The organism is Psychrobacter sp. M4, assembly GCF_055699795.1.
In genome coordinates, this window is sequence record NZ_CM146740.1 from 2,298,107 (window position 1) to 2,318,787 (window position 20,681).

General features: G+C 43.3%; 16 protein-coding genes, 1 tRNA gene and 1 pseudogene. 7 read left to right on the plus strand and 11 right to left on the minus strand.

All coding sequences use genetic code 11. The annotated features are described in order from the left end of the window. Positions 1 to 145: 145 nt before the first annotated feature. Both ACR63N_RS09470 and ACR63N_RS09475 read left to right on the plus strand, forming a co-directional pair. Positions 146 to 232: transfer RNA gene (locus ACR63N_RS09470), tRNA-Leu, on the plus strand. A gap of 224 nt (positions 233 to 456) precedes the next feature. Beyond that, a complete protein-coding gene (locus ACR63N_RS09475) occupies positions 457 to 1,344 on the plus strand; it encodes an alpha/beta fold hydrolase (protein WP_472781912.1) in 888 nt (295 codons plus the stop codon). A 103-nt stretch (positions 1,345 to 1,447) separates the two neighbouring features. Here ACR63N_RS09475 and ACR63N_RS09480 read toward each other — a convergent pair whose 3' ends face one another. After that, positions 1,448 to 1,747 (minus strand): helix-turn-helix domain-containing protein, encoded by a 300-nt coding sequence (locus ACR63N_RS09480; protein ID WP_472781913.1) that lies wholly within the window; start codon positions 1,745 to 1,747, stop codon positions 1,448 to 1,450. Beyond that, positions 1,744 to 2,076, minus strand: a pseudogene (locus ACR63N_RS09485) (type II toxin-antitoxin system RelE/ParE family toxin); the annotation flags it as partial. The gene ACR63N_RS09480 and the pseudogene ACR63N_RS09485, both read right to left, overlap by 4 nt. A 181-nt stretch (positions 2,077 to 2,257) precedes the next feature. Between ACR63N_RS09485 and ACR63N_RS09490 the strand changes: the two are divergent. Further along, on the plus strand, positions 2,258 to 3,481 hold the full coding sequence (locus ACR63N_RS09490) for a DUF819 family protein (RefSeq protein WP_367104063.1): 1,224 nt from the start codon (positions 2,258 to 2,260) through the stop codon (positions 3,479 to 3,481). 226 nt (positions 3,482 to 3,707) lie between these two features. Here the strand turns inward: ACR63N_RS09490 and ACR63N_RS09495 are convergent, their stop codons facing one another. The 8 genes from ACR63N_RS09495 to ACR63N_RS09530 all read right to left on the minus strand — a co-directional run bounded on the left by ACR63N_RS09495 (position 3,708) and on the right by ACR63N_RS09530 (position 13,687). Beyond that, a complete protein-coding gene (locus ACR63N_RS09495; RefSeq protein ID WP_367104062.1) occupies positions 3,708 to 5,000 on the minus strand; it encodes a serine hydrolase domain-containing protein in 1,293 nt (430 codons plus the stop codon). A gap of 85 nt (positions 5,001 to 5,085) precedes the next feature. After that, positions 5,086 to 6,024, minus strand: coding sequence for an acetamidase/formamidase family protein (locus ACR63N_RS09500; protein ID WP_367104061.1), 939 nt, complete (start codon positions 6,022 to 6,024; stop codon positions 5,086 to 5,088). A gap of 1 nt (position 6,025) precedes the next feature. Next, positions 6,026 to 7,372 (minus strand): APC family permease, encoded by a 1,347-nt coding sequence (locus ACR63N_RS09505; RefSeq protein WP_367109414.1) that lies wholly within the window; start codon positions 7,370 to 7,372, stop codon positions 6,026 to 6,028. Positions 7,373 to 7,570: 198 nt separating this feature from the next. Next, positions 7,571 to 8,992, minus strand: a complete 1,422-nt coding sequence (locus ACR63N_RS09510; RefSeq protein ID WP_472781914.1) for an amidase — start codon at positions 8,990 to 8,992, stop codon at positions 7,571 to 7,573. Then, positions 8,985 to 9,167, minus strand: a complete 183-nt coding sequence (locus ACR63N_RS09515) for a hypothetical protein (RefSeq protein WP_367104058.1) — start codon at positions 9,165 to 9,167, stop codon at positions 8,985 to 8,987. Before ACR63N_RS09515 ends, ACR63N_RS09510 begins: the two co-directional genes overlap by 8 nt. A gap of 326 nt (positions 9,168 to 9,493) precedes the next feature. Beyond that, positions 9,494 to 10,420 carry a bestrophin family protein gene (locus ACR63N_RS09520; protein WP_367107090.1) on the minus strand — a complete coding sequence of 309 codons (927 nt, stop codon included), beginning with the start codon at positions 10,418 to 10,420 and terminating at the stop codon, positions 9,494 to 9,496. 289 nt (positions 10,421 to 10,709) lie between these two features. Next, entirely contained in the window at positions 10,710 to 12,512 is a 1,803-nt protein-coding gene (locus tag ACR63N_RS09525; protein WP_472781915.1) for an acyl-CoA dehydrogenase family protein, read from the minus strand. A 62-nt stretch (positions 12,513 to 12,574) separates the two neighbouring features. Next, entirely contained in the window at positions 12,575 to 13,687 is a 1,113-nt protein-coding gene (locus ACR63N_RS09530; RefSeq protein ID WP_472781916.1) for a TRAP transporter substrate-binding protein, read from the minus strand. A gap of 289 nt (positions 13,688 to 13,976) precedes the next feature. Between ACR63N_RS09530 and ACR63N_RS09535 the strand changes: the two genes are divergently transcribed. From ACR63N_RS09535 to ACR63N_RS09550, 4 genes are all read left to right on the plus strand, one after another. After that, positions 13,977 to 14,822 carry a p-hydroxycinnamoyl CoA hydratase/lyase gene (locus tag ACR63N_RS09535; protein ID WP_367107093.1) on the plus strand — a complete coding sequence of 282 codons (846 nt, stop codon included), beginning with the start codon at positions 13,977 to 13,979 and terminating at the stop codon, positions 14,820 to 14,822. 71 nt (positions 14,823 to 14,893) lie between these two features. Next, positions 14,894 to 16,342: an aldehyde dehydrogenase gene (locus tag ACR63N_RS09540; protein WP_367104053.1), complete on the plus strand. Its 1,449-nt coding sequence runs from the start codon at positions 14,894 to 14,896 to the stop codon at positions 16,340 to 16,342. Between the two features lie 48 nt (positions 16,343 to 16,390). Further along, positions 16,391 to 18,301: a feruloyl-CoA synthase gene (locus ACR63N_RS09545; RefSeq protein ID WP_367104052.1), complete on the plus strand. Its 1,911-nt coding sequence runs from the start codon at positions 16,391 to 16,393 to the stop codon at positions 18,299 to 18,301. A 123-nt stretch (positions 18,302 to 18,424) separates the two neighbouring features. Beyond that, a complete protein-coding gene (locus tag ACR63N_RS09550; RefSeq protein ID WP_367104051.1) occupies positions 18,425 to 18,880 on the plus strand; it encodes a MarR family winged helix-turn-helix transcriptional regulator in 456 nt (151 codons plus the stop codon). A gap of 165 nt (positions 18,881 to 19,045) precedes the next feature. Here ACR63N_RS09550 and ACR63N_RS09555 read toward each other — a convergent pair whose 3' ends face one another. Further along, entirely contained in the window at positions 19,046 to 20,674 is a 1,629-nt protein-coding gene (locus tag ACR63N_RS09555; RefSeq protein WP_367104050.1) for a long-chain-fatty-acid--CoA ligase, read from the minus strand. Positions 20,675 to 20,681 lie beyond the last annotated feature (7 nt).

Consider the following 20,681-nt stretch of genomic DNA (forward strand, 5'->3'; position numbering starts at 1 on the left):
TATTTAGCACAGCTATTTAGTCAGTTTTTATAATAATTGCATTAATTTTGACTTGCATTATTGATATAACGGATTATAATAGCGAGCACTTATCTAGTAACCAGACGGTCTATCAACTGGTTGCCAAATAGATAACACAAGTTTTGCCCGGGTGGTGAAATTGGTAGACACAAGGGATTTAAAATCCCTCGATCGAAAGATCGTGCCGGTTCAAGTCCGGCTCCGGGTACCATTATATTAAAAGGCTTCCAAGATAACTTGGAAGCCTTTTTCTTGTCTGCTGATTACTAAGTACGTTGAATAATAATAAAAATATCCCTACTCTGTTTAACGTAAAAGATAAACAACGTAAAGTAATTCCTATAACAATAATTTTTCTAGCGCTTATAGTAGTAAGAGTCTTAAATACTATTTGATTTAGTTAACTTTCCATAAGAATAACGATAAGGAAAAATTATGCTACAAGAAACTCGGCACACGGTGAATACCAGCGACGGAATCAAGCTTGCCGCCTTTAGCTATGGCGATAAGAATAATCCACCGCTAATATTAGTGCACGGCTATCCAGACCAACATAATATTTGGCAAAAGGTGATTCCAAGTTTGATTGCTCAGTTCTATGTTGTCGCTTACAATGTGCGCGGTGCAGGCGCGTCAGATCATCCTGAGTCGTTGAAGTCTTACCGACTCTCGCAGCTCAATGATGATCTAAAAGCTGTGAGCAAACAGCTATTAGACGATAAACCGTTTCATCTGGCAGCCCATGATTGGGGTTCACTGCAATGCTGGGAGACGGTAACCGATCCTGATTTTGCAGGGCATATCTTGTCCTACTCTTCCATGTCTGGCCCTAGCCTTGATCATGCTGGCTTCTTAATGCGCCGTCTGGTTAAACAATCGCCACTGCGTATGGCCGCTTTACTAAAGCCCTCATGGTATGTCGGCGCTTTTCATCTACCCTTTATTGGGCCTACCTTCTGGAAGTTTTATTCTCCCAAAAAATGGCAAGACTATGTGGCGAAAGTCCAAGATTGCCCAGATATTCCTTTTAATCCATATGTCACTAAAAATGGCGAATACGGGATTAAGCTCTACCGCGCTAACTTTTTGCCGCGCACATTGAATCCGCGTCCACGTTATGCGCAGTGTCCGGTACAAGCGATTGTGCTGACCGAAGACAACTATGTTAGACCAACTTATATTGAGGAGATGAAAAACTGGGTAGAGGATTTGAAAGTCGTTGAGATCAAGGCTAATCATTGGGCTGAGCTTAGTCATCCGGAGCAAGTTAGCGAGTATATCAGGGAGTTTGCTTTGGAGCATAGTGAGAGAGCAGAGGGTTAACTTGAGAAAGAAGCCAATCGAAAGTAGTATTAAAATACCGCTAGACTTTGGTTAACGGTATTTTTTTATGTGATATTTGAGCTAAGTTTAAACCTATCAGATATTACATCAATATGACTTCACCATCAGGCATTTTAGCGGTAATAACAACTTCACCACCTAAAGACTGTACGTAGTTTTGTAGGGTTGATAACTGAATATCTTTACCACTTTCTACCTTTGAAATACTCGCTTGCGATACACCCATCATCTTTGCAAGCTCAGTCTGTTTTAAATTACTCATTTGTCTTAGTTTGGCAAGCTCAATGGACTGGCTTAAACGTCTGGCTTTATCATTGATACGATTTTGACTATCTGCTGGCATTTTTGCCAAATAATCATCTAAATTTATAAAGTCAGTCATTTTTTATTCTCCTTACGATCTAGCGTTTTTAAGTACACCTGATAGATATTTTCTGCTATCGGTATCATGCGCTTATAAAAACGCTTATCTCCTGTTTTGTCACCACCGCATAGCATCACTGCCTGTCTATAGGGGTCAAAGATATAAAAAGCGCGATAAGGCTTACCTGAATGCTGGATGCGTAGCTCTTTTAAATTAGTCAATTCACTATTTTTTAGTGTATCAGCATGAGGTCGGCCTAACTGATGTCCGTATTGACGTAGAATCACTAAAGCGGCTAATACATCCTCTTTCTCAGATTGATTTAACGATTCAAGCCACTTTGTAAATTCGGGAGCAACCTACCCACTGAATGGTGGCATTTCGATTATGGCAATACACTTCGGGCGCACTATAATAAACAAGACCACGTTATTTATGGTGCTGCTCATCGGTATACAATGAACCACTAACGTTGCCTTTCTCATTTTATAGTAACTGTATATTTAGACATCAAGTTCAAGGAGGAATATGATGGAAACTTTAATTCAGGCAGACGATCATCTAGCATTGTGGACATTCGTTTTAGTAGCCGCCACCTCCGCTATTTTTATCGAACAACGTTACCAATGGGCCAGTAAAATCCCCGGTGCGATCATCGCATTGTTAATTGCTATTGCAGCGTCCAACCTAAAAATTATTCCTACAGATGCACCTACATACGACATTGTCTGGGGCTATATCGTACCGCTAGCCATACCCTTATTACTATTTAAAACTAATATACAAATATTGGTAAAAGAGAGCTGGAAGCTCCTACTACTGTTCTTAACATCATCTATGGCCACTATGATTGGTACTGTCATTGCCTTTTTAGCTTTACGTCGTTATATTCCAGAGCTGGATAAAGTCAGCGGCATGATCTCAGCCTCTTATAGTGGGGGCGGGGTAAATTACGCGGCTATGTCCGCCAAACTAGAACCGAGCGAGAGTATCAATGCTGCTACTATTGTCGCTGATAATATGATGATGGCCTTTTATTTTCTAATTTTAATTGGTTTGGCAGGTATTCCAATGATACGCCGTGTCTGGGGTTCACCGTATACCGATGAAATTGAGAAAAGTCCTAATATGCAAGGTAGTCGGACACTGTCTGAAGCTTACTGGCAACCTAACCTTATCTCACTAAAAGACATTGCGATCTGCTTAGCCAGCTCGATGCTGATAGTACTAATCTCGTTTAAATTATCAGCATTTCTAAAAGCGCTACTAGGAACTAGTGATAACGTGATTGGCGACTTAATTATTAGTCTAATTACTGACAAGTACCTATTGCTAACGACTATTACCTTTATAGTGGCTTCTATTTTTAGGAACTCTTTTGAGAGGCTTAACGGTAGCCAAGAGCTGGGTACTTACTGTATTTATTTATTCTTCGTCGTCATTGGTATTCCCGCCTCTATTGGTTTAATTATCACTAAAGCTCCTTTATTATTTGTATTCGTCTTTATCATTGCTATGGTCAATCTAGCTATCACTATGGGTATAGGTAAGTTATTCAAATTTAGTGTTGAAGAAGTGGTGCTAGCTTGTAATGCTAATATTGGCGGACCAACCACCGCAGCGGCCTTAGCCATTAGTAAGGGCTGGACAAAGCTAGTAGGTCCTATATTAGTTATCGGTACGGTCGGTTACGTGATTGGCAATTACATAGGTACGATTATCTATTTCATTGTTACCCAAATTGGTATATGAATATGATCAACAAAATAAATTTTTAAACATTAAAAGCTGTCTTCTGCTCATACAAAAGACAGCTTTTCTGAGATAAATGAAAACTTATTACTCGCTACTCAGATTAGAAATATTGGACTCTCAATCTTTATAATGGATAATTTGTCTATCGTTTTGCCAATTGGATCTTCTAACAGAAAGTCTCGGTTGGCGATTTTGAAATATAACGTTTGAGCTGTTGGTTTTACTAATTTTCTAGTTTCTCAGCCACTGCTGCTAAGAAATCAAGATCATCAATAGTATCCCGACCCGTGGGTTTTGAACGGGCACTTAGTGCAACTACCACTAAATTTTCTTCAGGATTGATATAAAGATATTGACCATGAATGCCGATACCCATAAATGCTTTTTCATGTACCCTGCCAGCTTCAGGCTTCATAGTCCACCACTGATAGCCATATCCATCTATGCCGCCAACGCCGATAATTGGTTTTGCAGTGGTTGCTTCAGCTAACCAAGTATCAGGGACAATTTTTTCCCCATTAACCTCTGCCCCGTCGAGAATAAATTGACCAAAGCGCGCGTAATCTCTCATTACTGCCAAAATACCACTTCCTCCAACTTCATGACCATCAGGGGAGTCTAGCCACCACAAAGCATCCGCTTCCATCCCCACTGGAATCCATATTTTTTGAGAGAGATAATCAGCTAAAGGCATTTTTGTTGCGGCTTGCACAATCTCGCCTATCAATACCGTTTCACCTGTACTGTAATTAAAGTATTTTCCAGGCTCGGTTGCTTTGTCTAACGTTTTGAAAATATCAAAAATAGCCCCTTTTTTATTACTCAAAACTTGTAATTCTAAAAACTTTCTCCTGTCAGAGTTTGGATCGGTATAGGTTTCGTTCCAATCCACCCCAGAAGCCATCATCAAAACATCTTTGATTGATACATCTTGATAGGCACTGCCCTTTAGCTGAGGCAAATACTTCACAACAGGATCATCGACGCTATTAATATAACCATCTTTAATTGCAGCGCCAACTAAGGTGGAGACAAAGGACTTTGCCACTGACATAGACATCCATCTAGTATCTGGCTGCACTCCATAATCATAGTGCTCATATGCTATCTTGCCATCTTTTAGAACCATTAATCCAACAACTCTATTCAAAGCAAAATAATCTGGCAAATCATATTTTTCGCCGTCGGAAGTAAACGTCATAGCGGTTATTCGTTTATCACTTAAAGCAAACGGAGATGCTTTCTCGCCCGCTTTAATGACTCGTGTAGGAAAAATTTTATCGGTATTTTGATAAGTCAATACCGCCTTATTAGGATAAAGAGAGCCATCGTATATCTCTCGAGCTGTTCCAATGTTAGTACTTACAGATGAGGTAGTATAATTAGTGGAATTTACAGGTGAGGTAGTATGACTATTAGTATCTACAGAGGATGCAGTATTATAACTACAACTGCTAAGTGTGAAGACTGTTGAAAAAGCAAGCGACCCTACTAAAACAGCTAACTTAGTTTTCATAAAGTATCTCCAATCGTTGTTTAAATAGGCATATAGAGAATTTTAAAGATATACTTTTTAATACCCTATCCTCGTTTTAACCTCATCAAATAGCTTTCAGACTGCGAGAGGTAAAAATTGCTTTAGGGATATAAAACGAGACTACCCAGTTGGGCTGATCTACGATCTCACTAATCTTAAGATGTCCAGCTATACTACACAGCGCATAGGCAAATGCCTCGTCCATACCCGCTTTTTTATTCAACCGATCAATCATAAAACGGACGGCATCTTTTGCACCTTGCATAAGATCACTATTTACGCCCGTCGTTACAATATATCCCTCGTTTTTCTGACTCTCAGCTCTAGCTGGCATATCAAACATAGGCGCAGGAATACTATCGCCCTTATGCAGCCTGAGTGTCGCTGTCGCAGCCATACTGGTCTCAACCGCCGTCCCGCATACCTCTCCATCGCCCTGACAAGCATGGGTGTCACCAATACTAAAAAGACCTCCTGGCACTTGAACGGGCAAATAAAGCTTAGCGCCTTTTACCAGATCACGGATATCCAAATTTCCGCCACATAGACGCGGCGGAATAATAGAGTGTTGGCCAGGTTCGGAAGGCGCTAATCCAATAGTACCGGCAAAAGGGCGAAAAGGAATAACGATGTCATCAAGAAAATATACCGAATCGCTATCGTATTCAGAAATCTTCAACCATGGCATAGGGAAATCTTCGGCAAGCAGCCCAAATCCAGGTATCAGCCCAGTCCATCCCCATCTGCCTGGTTCAAAATCTACAAGCTCGACTTCTATGACATCCCCTGGTTCAGCATCGTCCATGAACAATGGGCCACAAACAGGATTTAGAGCATCAGGAGGTAGACGGGTGAGAATTTCTGCTTCGCTATCAGGTTTAATTAAGCCTCCGCTAGCATCAATAATATCGAATCGACGAGTATCACCAGAGCTGATAACTTCAAGAGGCGGGATATCGCGATCAAAAAAATGATGAACGTCATGAATCGTCTTGATTTTCATATTAAATCTCCATGTTAACTTGTTGACCGCGCATTTTTGCTAGGTAATAAATACCGACGCCTATTAAGGCCCATACCACACCTATAATGATCGTATAGGTTTCAAAACCGCTCCATATATATCCGACAACGCCTATACCAATTATAGGACTCAGAATATGAATAAAAAAGTTATAAGACTTCTTTCTAAACACAAAATAATAAATAGTACTGACATTAAGGATTAAAAATGCTGTCAACGCTCCAATAGTGACCATGGAGGTAAGTAAAGCCAAGTTGGACATAAAACCAATCCCCACGACAATGGACACTGCTCCTACTAATAGTGCACTGATATAGGGAGTCTTGTAGCGAGGATGAACTTTGGATAAAGTTGTAGGTAATATCTTGTCACGGCCCATACTATAAAGAATACGCGCGGTTGCAATCTGAGCGACCAGCGAATCTGCAACACCCCAGGCAATAGCTGTTGTTCCAGCTGTCAACACTGCCAACCACTCGCCGCCAGCAATACGAGCCGTCTCATAAAATGCGGTATCAAGATTGCTAAACTGCTCAGCATCAGGCTGAATTAAGGCGGCAACCCAGGTTTGTGCAATAAACAAACCACCAATTATAAATAACACTAAGAAAATGGCCTTACTTACGGCCTCACCGCCTCCTTTCGCCTCTTCAGCTAAGGTTGAGATACCGTCAAACCCTAGGAAGCTTAATACCGCAATAGGTACAGCGGAGATAATAAGTCCTAGTGAAAAGTTATCGACATCATAAACAGGCGCTATCGAGAAAACAGCGCCATTAACATTGTTGCTAATGGCCATGACGCCAACTACTAAAAATATGACAAGCACGATAAGCTCAGCAGCTAGCATCCATTTATTAAACGCTGCAGTAAAACTAATACCACGAATATTGATGTAGGTGTTAAAGATCACAAAGGCAATGATTAAAAGTATGGGAGAAAGCGATGGGAAAATATCGTGTATAGCGAGTGCACCTACTACATAAAGTAGCGCCGGAATAAGAATATAATCCAACAACATAATCCAGCCCGCTACAAAACCGGCAAAGCTATTGGTTCCTTTAGACACATAAGAATATACAGAACCTGCTACAGGAAATTCTTTAGCCATCTGCGAATAACTAATAGCAGTAAAAAGCATTCCTATCAGCCCTATTACATAAGCGGTTACAATCATACCGCCACTAGCACTCATGACATGTCCAAAAATACCGAAAGGGGCAATAGGGACAATGAAAATAAAACCGTAAATGACAAGATCTTTTAGCTCCAGCGTTCTTGAAAGCTCTTGCTTATAACCAAAGCTCTCTAAGGTATTATTACTCATAAATAACATCCTCATTCAGTATTTTTAAGACACTTTTTGCCTAAAATTTGATAGCGTGAGGACGTTCAAGCAATTGTCCTTTTGCTGTATTGATACTGTTATCTACAATATGCAAATAAACGACTTAATCACTTTTTTATCTGTAGTAATTAAGAGCTAAACTACATAGCTCCTCTAATGAATGAGCTTCTTGTTAAGTTAAGGAGCCAAAACTGGTCGATGATCACCTAGCGGCTTCATAAGTTCAATCGCCATACCTACGTTGAGTACTCTAGCTTCATCAAAGGCCCGACCTATAATTTGCACACCTACTGGCATCCCTTCAGCTATTCCTGCTGGTACTGAGAGTGCAGGCAAACCTGTCAAATTACTTGGCCCTGTAAGCCGAATGGAGTTTTCAATATAACCGGATTCATTACCATTGATGTCTACGGTATTCTCGCCAATACTTGGTGGTATAAGTGGCAAAGTAGGTGTAATAATCACATCAACCTCTGATAAAGCTTGCACAAATTCTTTCTTAATTTGCCGTCTGACTTGTTGTGCTTGCAGATAATCAACTGCTGAGAACATCTCACCAATTTCAAATAAAAGACGGATATCCGCACCGAAGTCGTTTGGTCGCTTTTGCAAATTGCGATGATGAATGGCTGAGGCTTCAGAAAAACAAGTGGCCAACTCGGTCCATTCGGCATGGCGTAGCGTCGGCATTGATACGGGTTTTACAATAGCGCCCAATTTCTCTAAATCTGCAATACGATCTCGAATGATTTTTTCTACCCGAGCATCTATATTTTTAAAAAAGTAATCTTCATTAATACCTATACGCAAACCTTTAACATTACCGTTCAGACCGCTAAGGTAGTTATTGACGGGCACATTTGCAGAAGTTGGATCTTTGATATCGAAACCAGAAATAACTGAGAGCATGGCCGCAGCATCTGCAACGGACTTGGCAATTGGCCCTACATGATCTAACGTCCATGCTAGCGGATAAACACCATATTTACTAACCCTGCCATGCGTGGGTTTTAAGCCAACAGTACCACAAGCTGAAGATGGGATACGAATAGAGCCGGCAGTATCAGTCCCCAAAGAGCTATACGTACTATGCGCGGCAACGGCTGCACCAGAGCCGCCACTAGAGCCACCAGGTATTTTTTCAGGATTCCATGGATTATGTACGGCACCGAAATGGGGGTTGTTATTGTCAGCACCAAAAGCGTATTCATGCATATTGAGCTTACCTGTGAAAACCGCTCCTGCTGCGCGTAGTTTTGCCGTCACAGTAGCATCGGCTTCTGGAATAAAACTACCGTGAATCTTAGATCCTACTGTGGTCAGCTCTTGACCAAAATAAATATTGTCTTTTAAGGCGATAGGGATGCCGTGGAAAATCCCTTTATAGTTGCCAGCAGTGATTTCAGTTTCAGCTTCACGTGCGCGTTCTAAGGCGGTATCGGCAGTAATAGAGATATAAGCATTGGTTTTGGGATTAATCTTGTCGATATATTCCAAAATATTTTTGGTGACATCTACAGGAGAGACTTCACGATTCTTGATCAAATCCGCCAATTCTGTGACGGTTTTTTCTAATAACTCTTTATGCATGTTATTCATGATGATCGTCTCCAGCAATATTGACTAATGCGATATCAGCATCATCAAGAGCAACACCTTCTAAGTCGCCTTTTAACTGCTCGTACTCATTCCACTTCTCTTCAATAATCGCTAAATGTTCATCGCTAGGATGAACGCCTTTAGCGGCCAGAGTATCTTTTATAGATATACTCATCTCATAGTCCTTTATGTTGATGAAAGTAAGGTAGAGCTTAATGACGAGTATAGTTACATAGTTTAAAATTCAATCGTCATTTTTTGAACTCATCAAATTACTTTATGACTTACTCTGACAGCTGTCAATGATGATTTAAGATAGTTTTAAGTTATTTTTAAGACAGTTTTGTGACGAAAATAGGTAAAACTTATTTACGGTAAATGATTCTGAAATTGAGAGACGGTTTGCCCAAGGGATGTAATTTATCAAAAAAAGCCACTTTACGAAATGATAAGGTGGCTTTTACTTACTATAAAAATAAGCTTAAAGATCTAAAACAAATTCTAAGGCAAATAACCATTAGTCGCCCTGATATCCTCTGGAATATCAGCCTCCCCCAGCGCTTCTAATAAATTAATCTCAATCGTCCGTGACATAGCGCTAAGCGGTAACTGGTTTGCTGCAAGTCCAAAAGGGTCTTCTAACTCTTCACTCAATACATCCAGACCAAAAAAAGTATAAGCGATCATGGCACAGATCAAAGGCGTCGCCCAGCCTAGCGAGGCCACTAGTGCAAAGGGCAATAAAAAGCAGTATAGATAAGTCGTACGGTGCACAAGTAACATATAAGCAAAGGGCAACGGCGTGTTATGAATACGCTCACAGGCGGCTAACACGATAGTCATCGACGTCAGGCGCTCATCGATGTTTTGTACCATGTGCTCTGACAGTAACCTCTGACGCCGACTGTCTCCTAGCTTTTTGCCCAATAGGCGCATCAGATACTCAGGCAAGTTGCGCGCCTCACGCATACTGGCATGATACTGCGGCTCTACAAAACGCTCGACATCCTCCCAAGGCGAGCTGCCACGCAGACGATGGCGCAGGGCATGAGTAAAGGCGATGGCAAGATGAATCATACTTTGCTGCGTCTGCCGACCGATCTCGTCATCACCATCGATAAAAGACAGCAATTGACGAGTAAGGCTGCGAGTCTCAAAAACCAATTGTCCCCATAAACCGCGAGCCTCCCACCAGCGCTGGTAACTGGCATTATTACGAAAGCCGAGAAATAACGATAAGGCAATACCGATCAAGGTAAAAGGCGCGGTACTGTAATAAGGAAATGAGTTAGGAATCCAGTGCTGAATGATGGTTGTAATCATACTTAGCAAAGTAATAAATAAGATTTGGCGATAAATCTTGGGAAGCACTGAGCCGCGCATGGTGAAAAATATCTTTATAGCATTCGGTTTTTGCCGGACAATCATGTCAACTTCCTAACCATGAATTATATCTAACTATATGAAGCGAGTGTGAAACCGACCGTATAATATCAAGATGTTAGTGAAGCTGCCATACATTAATTGAACTCCTTAGAGTTAAGTCGAACTGTTAAGCTCAGAGTAAGTTGAGCGTTACTGATATAAGTGACTTATGGTAAATAAAAGGCCGTACTGGTTCAATTCAGTATGGCCCTTTTTTGTATCAGAACGGCTGTTTTTGCTGACATTAACAATTTACTCTATGGTTGATGTGAATAATATTTTTAAACCTTAATCAAACGCTCTCAAAATAAGATAAATCAAAAGCCATCATGGACTCACTTCCCGCTTGCGCCATCTCTATATGTGACTGCATACGTGGCAGAATGTGATCAATAAAGTAATCGGCCAATTTTAATTTATTAACATAAAATAAGTCGTCGTTGTCATAGCTGGCTTCCACTATTAGTGCGTACATATAAGCAAAGCACAGATAACCAACCGCATGCAGATAGTTCACCGCGCAACCATTAATCTCATCTTTGCGCGTGCCAATGTTAGCCAGTACCGCTTTGGTCAAAGCCTCAATATTAGCAGTCGCCTGCAACGTAGCTTGTTTGATGCGATGCTCGGCTTGCATATTATTAACGAAGTCATTGATCTCTGCTAAAAAGTCAAACAACTTAGCGCCGCCATCTTTGGCAACTTTACGTCCTAGTAAGTCTAAGGCCTGAATACCGTTTGCGCCTTCATAGATTTGCGCAATACGTGCATCACGTACAATCTGCTCCATGCCCCACTCACGAATATAACCGTGACCGCCAAAGACTTGCTGGCAATCCACAGTCGCCTCAAAACCTTTGTCGCTCAAAAACGCTTTGGTAATAGGCGTCAATAAGGCCACACGAGCATGAGCCGTTTTGATAAGTTGCTCATCCTTACTATATTTTGCTGTGTCCAATTGCTTGGCAACATACATCGCCAAGCAGCGCGAGGCTTCGGTGTGGGATCTGGCATTAAGTAGCATTCGGCGCACATCGGCATGGTGAATGATGGCATCTGCTGACTTATCAGGGGTCTTTATACCAGAGTCGCTACGAGATTGCAGGCGCTCATTGGCATAAGCAACCGCATTTTGATAAGCAAGTTCTGTCACGCTGATGCCTTGTACACCAATGGCCAGACGCTCATAATTCATAATAATAAACATAGAGGCAAGGCCCGTATTCTCCTCACCTATCATCCAGCCTTTAGCATTATCGAAATTGAGTACACAAGTTGCCGAGCCTTTAACGCCCATTTTATGCTCGACCGAGCCAACAGAGGCGGCATTGCGTGCGCCTAGCTGATAGTCGCCATTATCGTCACGCTCAACCAGATACTTGGGCACAATAAATAAAGAAACCCCTTTGGAGCCGAGAGGCGCATTTGGCGTCTTTGCCAATACCAGATGGATAATGTTATCCGTCAAATCATGATCGCCGCCCGTAATAAAAATTTTACTACCGGTGAGGTTATAACTGCCGTCCTTATTGGGCAGGGCTTTGGTTTTGGTTAAACCGACATCGGTACCGGCATGGGCCTCAGTCAAGCACATAGTGCCAGCCCATTCGCCAGAGTATATTTTTTCTAGGTAAATATCTTTTTGCGCCTCAGAAGCTGATTCTAAAAGGCACAATCCGGCACCTAAAGCAAGATTAGGATACAGCGCAAAAGCTTGATTGGCACTAAACATCATCTCTTCTTGGAACATGGACACCATTTTGGGAAAGCCTTGCCCGCCATATTCTGTAGTGGCACCTAATCCCACCCAGCCCGCCTCCATGTACTGCTGATAGGCCTGTTTAAAGCCCGTTGGCGTCGTCACCTGTCCATAGCCTTGCGCGTCATGGGTAAATCCAACGCCCTCTTCATCGCCACTACGGTTAAGCGGTAATAGTACGTTTTTGGTGAATTTTGCCAGCTCCTCTAACACCATATTAACGGTATCCATATCAATATGATTGAGACTCTCGTTAGCTTGCCAAAATGACGGCGCATCAAAAACTTCGGTGAGTAAAAAACGCATTTCTGCCAAAGGAGCGTTGTAAATACGCATAAGATTTCCTTTTTTAAAAGATGAGATTAGGGCGTGTTGAATTTCATTTTGTCCAAAAAATCTTAAACCCTGCAAGCTACACTAGCTTGCTGCGCTTTTTCGTAGATGGCATCAGCATCAACGCCACTTTGATCGACAGAGTCGAGGTATTTTTGTGTGCCTTGTTTTAATGGTTCTGACCAATCAGGGTCGCTTAGTGGATCCGGAATCTCAATAATAGTACTGCCTGCATCTTTAGCCGCTTGCAGAGCTTTTATATCCATCTCACTGATTACATCCCCAACCATTTTAGAAAACGCCATACCCGAATTATCATTAATGACTTTTTTTAAGTCATCGGGAAGTGAGTCGTATTTTGTCTGATTCATTGTCATCACAAAGCCTGAAGAATACAGCGGAATGTTGGTGTGATTGTCAACCAGCTCATTCACCCGAAAGATAGGTACCCCATCCCAAGGTAAGCTTAAGCCATCAATGACCCCGCGCTGTAGGGAGGTATAAATATCATTGGCAGGCAGGCCTACAGGCGCGGCTCCCATACTTTCGATAATATCTCCAGCCACTGCAGAAGGGCGACGGATACGAAGACCATTCATATCTTCAGGTTTGGCAATAGACTTATTACTATGCAGAACCCCAGGTCCCAGACCATACAATGCTAGCACATGTGAATCCTGATATTCATCGGCGATAGTGCCATTATCGTATAACGTCTGCATCAGACAGCTCATCTGCGCCGCTGAATTTGACAGGCCGGGTAGTTCAGCGATTTGGGACAGTGGAAAGCGCCCACTGGTATAACCTTGCAACTGGATACCGATATCGACTTTACCACTTACCGCCGCGTCGTAAGTATCAGAGGGCTTGCTGAGCGTTGCCCCCGGGAAATTTTGAATTTTAAGACGACCATCCGATTCTTCTTCGACTTTTTTGGCCCAAACCTCAAATGCTTGCGTATTCATAACCGAGGGCGCAGGCATAAAGTGCGACATACGTAGGACAATCGGCTCTCCTGCTACAGCGTTGGCATTAGCGTCACTTGTTGTGGTTTGAGTTGTCTGATTTGCATTATCACAAGCCGTTAAGCTTGTGGATAATGCAAACGATAACCCCAGCGCAGCAAACAATTTTGATGTGCTGAAGCTAGCGGTCAAACTAGAAAACGTAAGAGACATAATCAAATCCTTTTGATTGAAGGTTTCGTACAAAACCAGTCCATATTTTCTTAATAAAAGTTAAAATTAATTTATAAAGTTAACTTATAACTAGATAATATCAATATTTCATAAATAGCTGATACTAAAAGTATAATAAAGCTTATATAAATATAATGTCAAATAATTATATCAATTTAGTTGATATAAAACTTTACATATTATAAAGTTTGTTGATAGTATAAACCTCTATTCAATAAGACTTACTCAATAGAGTAGTAAAGTAACTTAACATCGCATGGAGCACACTATGTCAAGTCATGAAAAGCCAAGTTATGAAAATCGCTGGACGACCGTCAAAGTCGAGGTTACTGACAACATTGCTTGGGTCACCCTTAACCGCCCAGACAAACGTAATAGCATGAGCCCAACGCTTAACCGTGAAATGATTGATATTCTAGAAACGCTAGAGCAAGACTCAGAGGCAGGCGTGGTGGTTATCACCGGTGAAGGCAGTGCTTGGACAGCAGGAATGGATTTAGAAGAGTACTTTCGCGAAACCGATGGGCAACCTGAGATCTTCCAAGAAAAAACGCGCCGCGATGCTTGTAAATGGCAATGGCAACTGCTGCGCATGTATAACAAACCAACCATCGCTATGGTAAATGGCTGGTGTTTCGGCGGGGGCTTCTCGCCACTGGTCGCCTGTGACCTTGCTTACTGCGCCGATGAAGCCACTTTTGGACTCTCAGAAATCAATTGGGGCATTCCGCCGGGTAACCTAGTTAGTAAAGCCATGGCGGATACCGTAGGTCATCGTGAGTCCCTCTACTACATCATGACGGGCGAACCCTTCAAAGGCAAAAAAGCGGAACAAATGGGCCTAGTCAATAAAAGTGTCCCCCTCGATGAATTAAAAGCTGAAGTGGAAAAAGTGGCTAAAGTGCTCCTTGAGAAAAACCCAGTCGTCCTGCGCTATGCCAAAAACGGCTTTAAGCGCTGCCGAGAGCTGACGTGGGATCAAAATGAGGACTACCTCTACGCCAAGCTGGACCAATGCCTCATGCGGGATCCAGAAAACGGACGTGCTGAAGGCATGCGTCAGTTCCTTGATGAAAAGAGCATTAAGCCGGGCCTGCAAACTTATAAGCGCTAAATCGTTTGTATTCTTCTTTGTAAAAGTAAAAGGATCATATCTGATTTCGATCAAGGAAAAGGAATTCCATTATGAATCACGTGCAACTCTTCATTAATGGTCAATCGTGCCCAGCCAGTGATAACAGCACTTTTGACCATATTGGCCCAACTACAGGCAAAACAGTGACCACAGCTGCGGCAGGTAAAGCCGCTGATGCCAAAAAAGCTATTGAGGCGGCAGCCCTTGCCTTCCCTATTTGGTCAGCGCTACCGCCAAGCGAGAAGCGTATCCGCTTGCTTAAAGCCGCCGACCTGCTTGCGGCGCGAGCAGAAACATTTATCGACATTGGCATGACTGAGATGGGCTCAAGTGGGGCATGGTATGGCTTTAACGTGCAAGTGGCTGCCAATATGCTGCGCGAGGCTGCAGGAATGGTTACCCAAATTCAAGGAGACATCATTCCAAGCGACGCTGAAGGCCGGATAGCCATGGCTTGGCGGGTGCCGTGCGGCGTGGTTGTCGGTATGGCACCTTGGAATGCGCCCGTTATCCTAGCTACCCGCGCGCTTGCTATGCCGCTAGCTTGCGGTAATACCGTGGTGCTCAAAGCCTCTGAAAACTGTCCTGCTACTCATGAGCTCCTGATCAAAACTCTCAACGAGGCAGGCTTAGGCGCGGGCGTAGTCAACTTAGTTACGCACAGTAGCGAAGATGCCCCAGCGGTAGTGAACGCGCTTATTGCTCACCCCGCGGTCAAACGTATTAATTTTACTGGCTCAACGCACGTTGGCAAAATAATTGCCAAACAGTGCGCTGAGTATATAAAACCGGTGGTTCTAGAGCTAGGCGGGAAAGCCCCTGTCATCGTCTGCGAAGATGCTGATTTAGAGGAGGCGGCCAACGCTATCGCTTTTGGTGCTTTTTTTAATCAAGGGCAGATCTGTATGAGCACCGAGCGCGTTCTTGTCAATGAAAAGGTTGCTGATAAACTTATTAAACATCTCAAAGCCAAAATTGAGGGTTTTGTTACCGGACTGCCAACTGAACCTGTGCATATCGCTCACGTCGTAAGCCAACAAGCCGCCGATCGTATTATGGCTATGGTCAAAGACGCTGAAGATAAAGGCGCGAAAGCCATCACTGATTACCGCGTTAATGACACTGCCATTAGCCCCATCTTATTAGATGGTATCAAGCCTGATATGCAACTCTACACCGAAGAATCATTTGGGCCAGTCTGTACTTTGGAGCGCGTAGCGGACGATGACGAAGCGATTGATAAAGCTAATGCCTCGGAATTCGGACTATCTTCTGCCGTTTTTAGCCAAGATATTGGACGAGCTATAGCGCTTGCCAAACGTATCGAAAGCGGCATCTGCCATATCAACTCTGCTACCGTTGACGATGAAGCTCCCATGCCATTTGGCGGTGTTAAATCTAGCGGCTATGGGCGCTTTGGTAGTAAAGCCTCAATCAGTGAATTTACCGAGCTGCGCTGGGTGACCATGCGTAGTACGCCAAAACACTATCCGATTTGACGCTATACGAGATAAGGACATCATCAGTTAAGACGAAGGGAGCCGTTTATGACCCAATTTACCTACCACACTTATCCGGAACGAGCGGTTGCCATAGGTAGTCATAAAGTCCACGTTCGCCAGACCAGCGGATCAAATGGCGATATTATTTATATCGATGCTGTCGAAGCGCTGCAAGATTATCCAAAGCGCTTATTTGACAAACTCTATGAGTACGCAGACAAATATCCAGATAGAATGCTTATCGCTCAACGTGAAGCCGATACCGCAACTGGCGAGCGCGGCGACTGGATAAAGCTTACTTATAGTGAAGTGCTACAAAAGTCTCGTAGCATCGCGCAAGCTTTACTTAAATACGAGCTATCGGCAGAGCGCCCACTGATGATATTGTCCGAAAACTCAATAGAAGTGTTTTTATTGATGTTTGGCGCTATGCTTGCTGGCGTCCCTTATACTTTGATTGCTCCGGCCTATTCGTTACTGGCCAAAACCCCTGACAAACTACAATACGTCATCGATAAAGTCACTCCAGCATTGTTTTATGCAGGTGATGGCAAGGGTTTTTTGCGTCAGCTTAAAGCCTGCGAGCAACTGCACCAACCTATTATTACCACCACTGGAGAGCTTGACGGTGTGCCCTGCTTAAACTTTGACGACTTTATTGCTACTAAAGCTACCGATGAGGTTGAACATAGGCAGCAGCAAATTAGCGCCGATAGCATTGTGAAGTTTCTGTTTACCTCAGGTTCGACAGGCGATCCTAAAGTCGTACCGACTACCCACCGTATGCTTTGTAGCAACCAGCAAATGCTTAAACAAACGCTACGCTTAGATGAGAACGATCCGCCAGTGTTGGTCGATTGGTTAAGCTGGCATCATACCTTTGGTGGCAGCCATAACCTTGGCGTTGCTATATATAATGGCGGCGCGTTTTATATTGATGATGGTCGTCCTATCGCAGGTAGCTTTGATGAAACCATTCGCAATCTCAAAGAGATCTCGCCCAGTAAATACTTCAACGTACCCGTAGGATGGGCTATGCTTGCCAGCGCTCTAGAGGACGATAAAGCGCTACGTGATAACTTTTTTAAAAACGTTGATCTGTTTTTGTTTGGCGGCGCAGGATTATCGCAAGAGCTCTGGCAAAAGCTTAGCGATATCAGCTATCAGCACTGCGGCGAAAAAATTCGCATTATGGCCGGGATGGGTATGACCGAAACCGCGCCTTCTTGTACCTTTACCACAGGACCTGCGAACACCAATGCCAGTTTTGTGGGTTTTCCGGCTCCAGGGGTTGAAGTCAAGCTTGTACCCGTGCAAGACAAACTAGAATTGCGCATTCGCGGGCCCCACGTTATGGCAGGCTACTGGCGACATCATACGACTAACAGTAGTACTAGTAACAGCAGTGCTCGTGACAGCTTTGATGAAGAAGGTTTTTATTGTACAGGTGATGGGGTGTTGTTTTACGATCCTGATGATCCAGCAAAAGGTTTGGTATATGATGGCCGTATCGCCGAAGACTTCAAGCTAATGACGGGCACTTTTGTCAACGTTAGTGAATTGCGCAGCCGTATAATATTACAAGGGCTTGAGATGATTGATGACGTGGTATTAACTGGCGAGGGCAAAGATGAGATTGGCGCTTTTGTATTTATCAAAGAAAAAGCAGCTCGCCATTTGACAGGCTTGACCAACACCAGTTTAAAAGAAGTATTAGAACACGATAAAGTGCAAGCTTGGTTTAGCGACTTTATGAATAAGATTAATGACGACTACGAAGCCAGCTCAAAACGCATTGCTCGCATTTATCTAATGGAGAATCCAGCCAGTGTAGCCCTTGGTGAAAAAACCGATAAAGGCACGCTTAACCAACGTAAACTTCGCAACAGCAGAGTGGACGAACATACTGCCTTATATAGCGATGAGACAGATAAGTTGAGGTTTTTGGCGAAATAGCCTATAGTCAGCTGAAAATAAGACGGTTATATAGATTTAAGTGTGCCTTTTATATCGCATCGACTATAGGGTGCTACAAGATTTACCGCTATCAAGCCAGTAGAGCATCAAAAGGAAAGTCAATTGAAAAACCTGCAACTTGATAAACTTATGAGCGACATTCCAACCGTTAGCTATAGCGTAGGACAACTAGATAAACTGATTAATCAACAACTTAGCGAGGCGTTGTTAGAAGTGGGCGTAAGCTTGCCACAGTTTACCATGCTCTCAAACCTACATCTGCATGGCAAAATGGCCAATGCCAAACTGGCTTCACGCTCGTTTATCAGCCCCCAAGCTTCGAATCAGATCATCAAAACCATGGAGGAAAAAAGCTGGATAAGTAAATGTGATGACCCCAATCATGGACGTATCCTACTTATCAGTCTCACCAATGAGGGGCAAGCCATCTATGAGCAGTGCAAAATCAAAGCTATTGAGTTTGAACAGCAAATGCTAGATGGCTTGCCTGTTGAAAATGTACTTATGCTAAAAGCTACTATGCAAAGATTAATAGCAAACCTAAAAGAGCATAGTTAGGGTTAGGGGCCATTTAGTCATGCAAACAGCTTTTTACTCTTTTTATTAAGACGCCCTGCTATTTATACACTTATCTTATTAAGCTCTTCTTTACACTTTCTTCAGTACAGTTCATTTATCGAAAGCACGACCGATAACTCATACTTCTCTATGCTGATAACAATACTACGCACTCAGCAGCACATCGCCATGTTCGTCCCGCAAGTCTTTTTTCACCATTTTCCCAGCGCCATTGAGCAAAATATTATCGACAAAGATAACTTTATCTGGTATTTGCCAGTTGGCAATTTTACCTTGGTAAAACTCCAGCATTTGCGCCTCAGTAAGTTCGGACTCCGCCTCCTTAACCACGATGAGTACCGGACGCTCGCCCCACTGTTTATGTGTAGCCGCTATCGCTGCTGCCATTTTGACTTGCGGATGGGCGGCTGCAATATTCTCAAGCTCAACTGAAGATATCCATTCACCGCCTGATTTGATTAGATCTTTTGAGCGATCCCGAATATTCATATAGCCATCAGCATCGATAGTGGCAATATCGCCAGTATCGAACCAGCCATCTTCAGTGATAGCATCTTTGTTTTCGGTGAAGTAATCATCAATAACCCAGTGCCCGCGAATTTGTAGACGTCCTTGAGACACGCCATCCTCAGCGACACGTTCAAGCGGCTGATCAGTTTTGGTGACACGTATCTCAACCCCATAGGGCGGTCGACCTTGTAAGTTACGCAGCTCGTTGAGCTCCTCTTTGCTTAACGATTTATGCTTGGCTTTGATCTGATTCATAGTGCCAAGCGGACTGGTCTCGGTCATGCCCCAGCCATGCCGGGTGTCGCAGTCAAAATCTTCTCTAAAAGTTTTGATAATAGAAGGAGGACAAGAGGCGCCGCCGACAATATTACGGGTCATGCTAGCAAGTTTACTGCCGCTATTTTTAGCAGCGGTTAATAAGCTTTGCCAAATCGTCGGAACCCCTAAAGCGACAGTCACCTGATAATCATCAATCAATGACACTAGACTATCGCCATCAAGGTTCGGCCCCGGTAATATCAAAGAGCAACCGGTTAGGGCGGCAGCATAAGGCGTGCCCCAAGCATTGACATGGAACATCGGCACTACGGGCAACAAAACATCTTGCGCAGATAGTGCTGAGACATCAGGCATAGATAAGGCCATGGCATGTAGCAATGAGGAGCGATGAGAATATAGAACGCCTTTGGGATTACCAGTCGTGCCTGAGGTATAACACAACGAGCTGGCCGTCGTTTCATCAAGCTGCGGCCAATCAAAATCAGCCGTATGCGCGGCTAGCAAGTCATCAAAAAACAGCACGTCGGGCAATTGCTCTAGCACCTTCTCATCCCGAGCGCCTAAGCAGATAAAATGCTCAACATGGTCAATTTGATCTTTAATCGCCATGATTAGCGGTAAAAAGGTAGTATCAAAGAACAAGACGCGGTCGTCAGCGTCATTAATAATGTAGCTGAGCTGCTCAGGAAACAGCCGCGGGTTGATGGTGTGACAAATCATGCCACTACCTGAGATAGCATACCATGCCTCTAAGTGGCGACGATTGTTCCAAGCTAGTGTCGCTAAGCGCTCTGATCGCTTTAGTCCTAGCGCTTGCAAAGCATTGGCTAAGCGTTTTGAGTTATCGGAGATGGTGCACCAATCACTATGCGTCATTGACCCATCGACTTCCTTAGATAATACCGCCGTATCGCCATGATAGCGTGCGGCATGCTCGATCAAGCTACTAATCAGCAATGGCTGATGCATCATTTTCCCTAACATTTTAGAC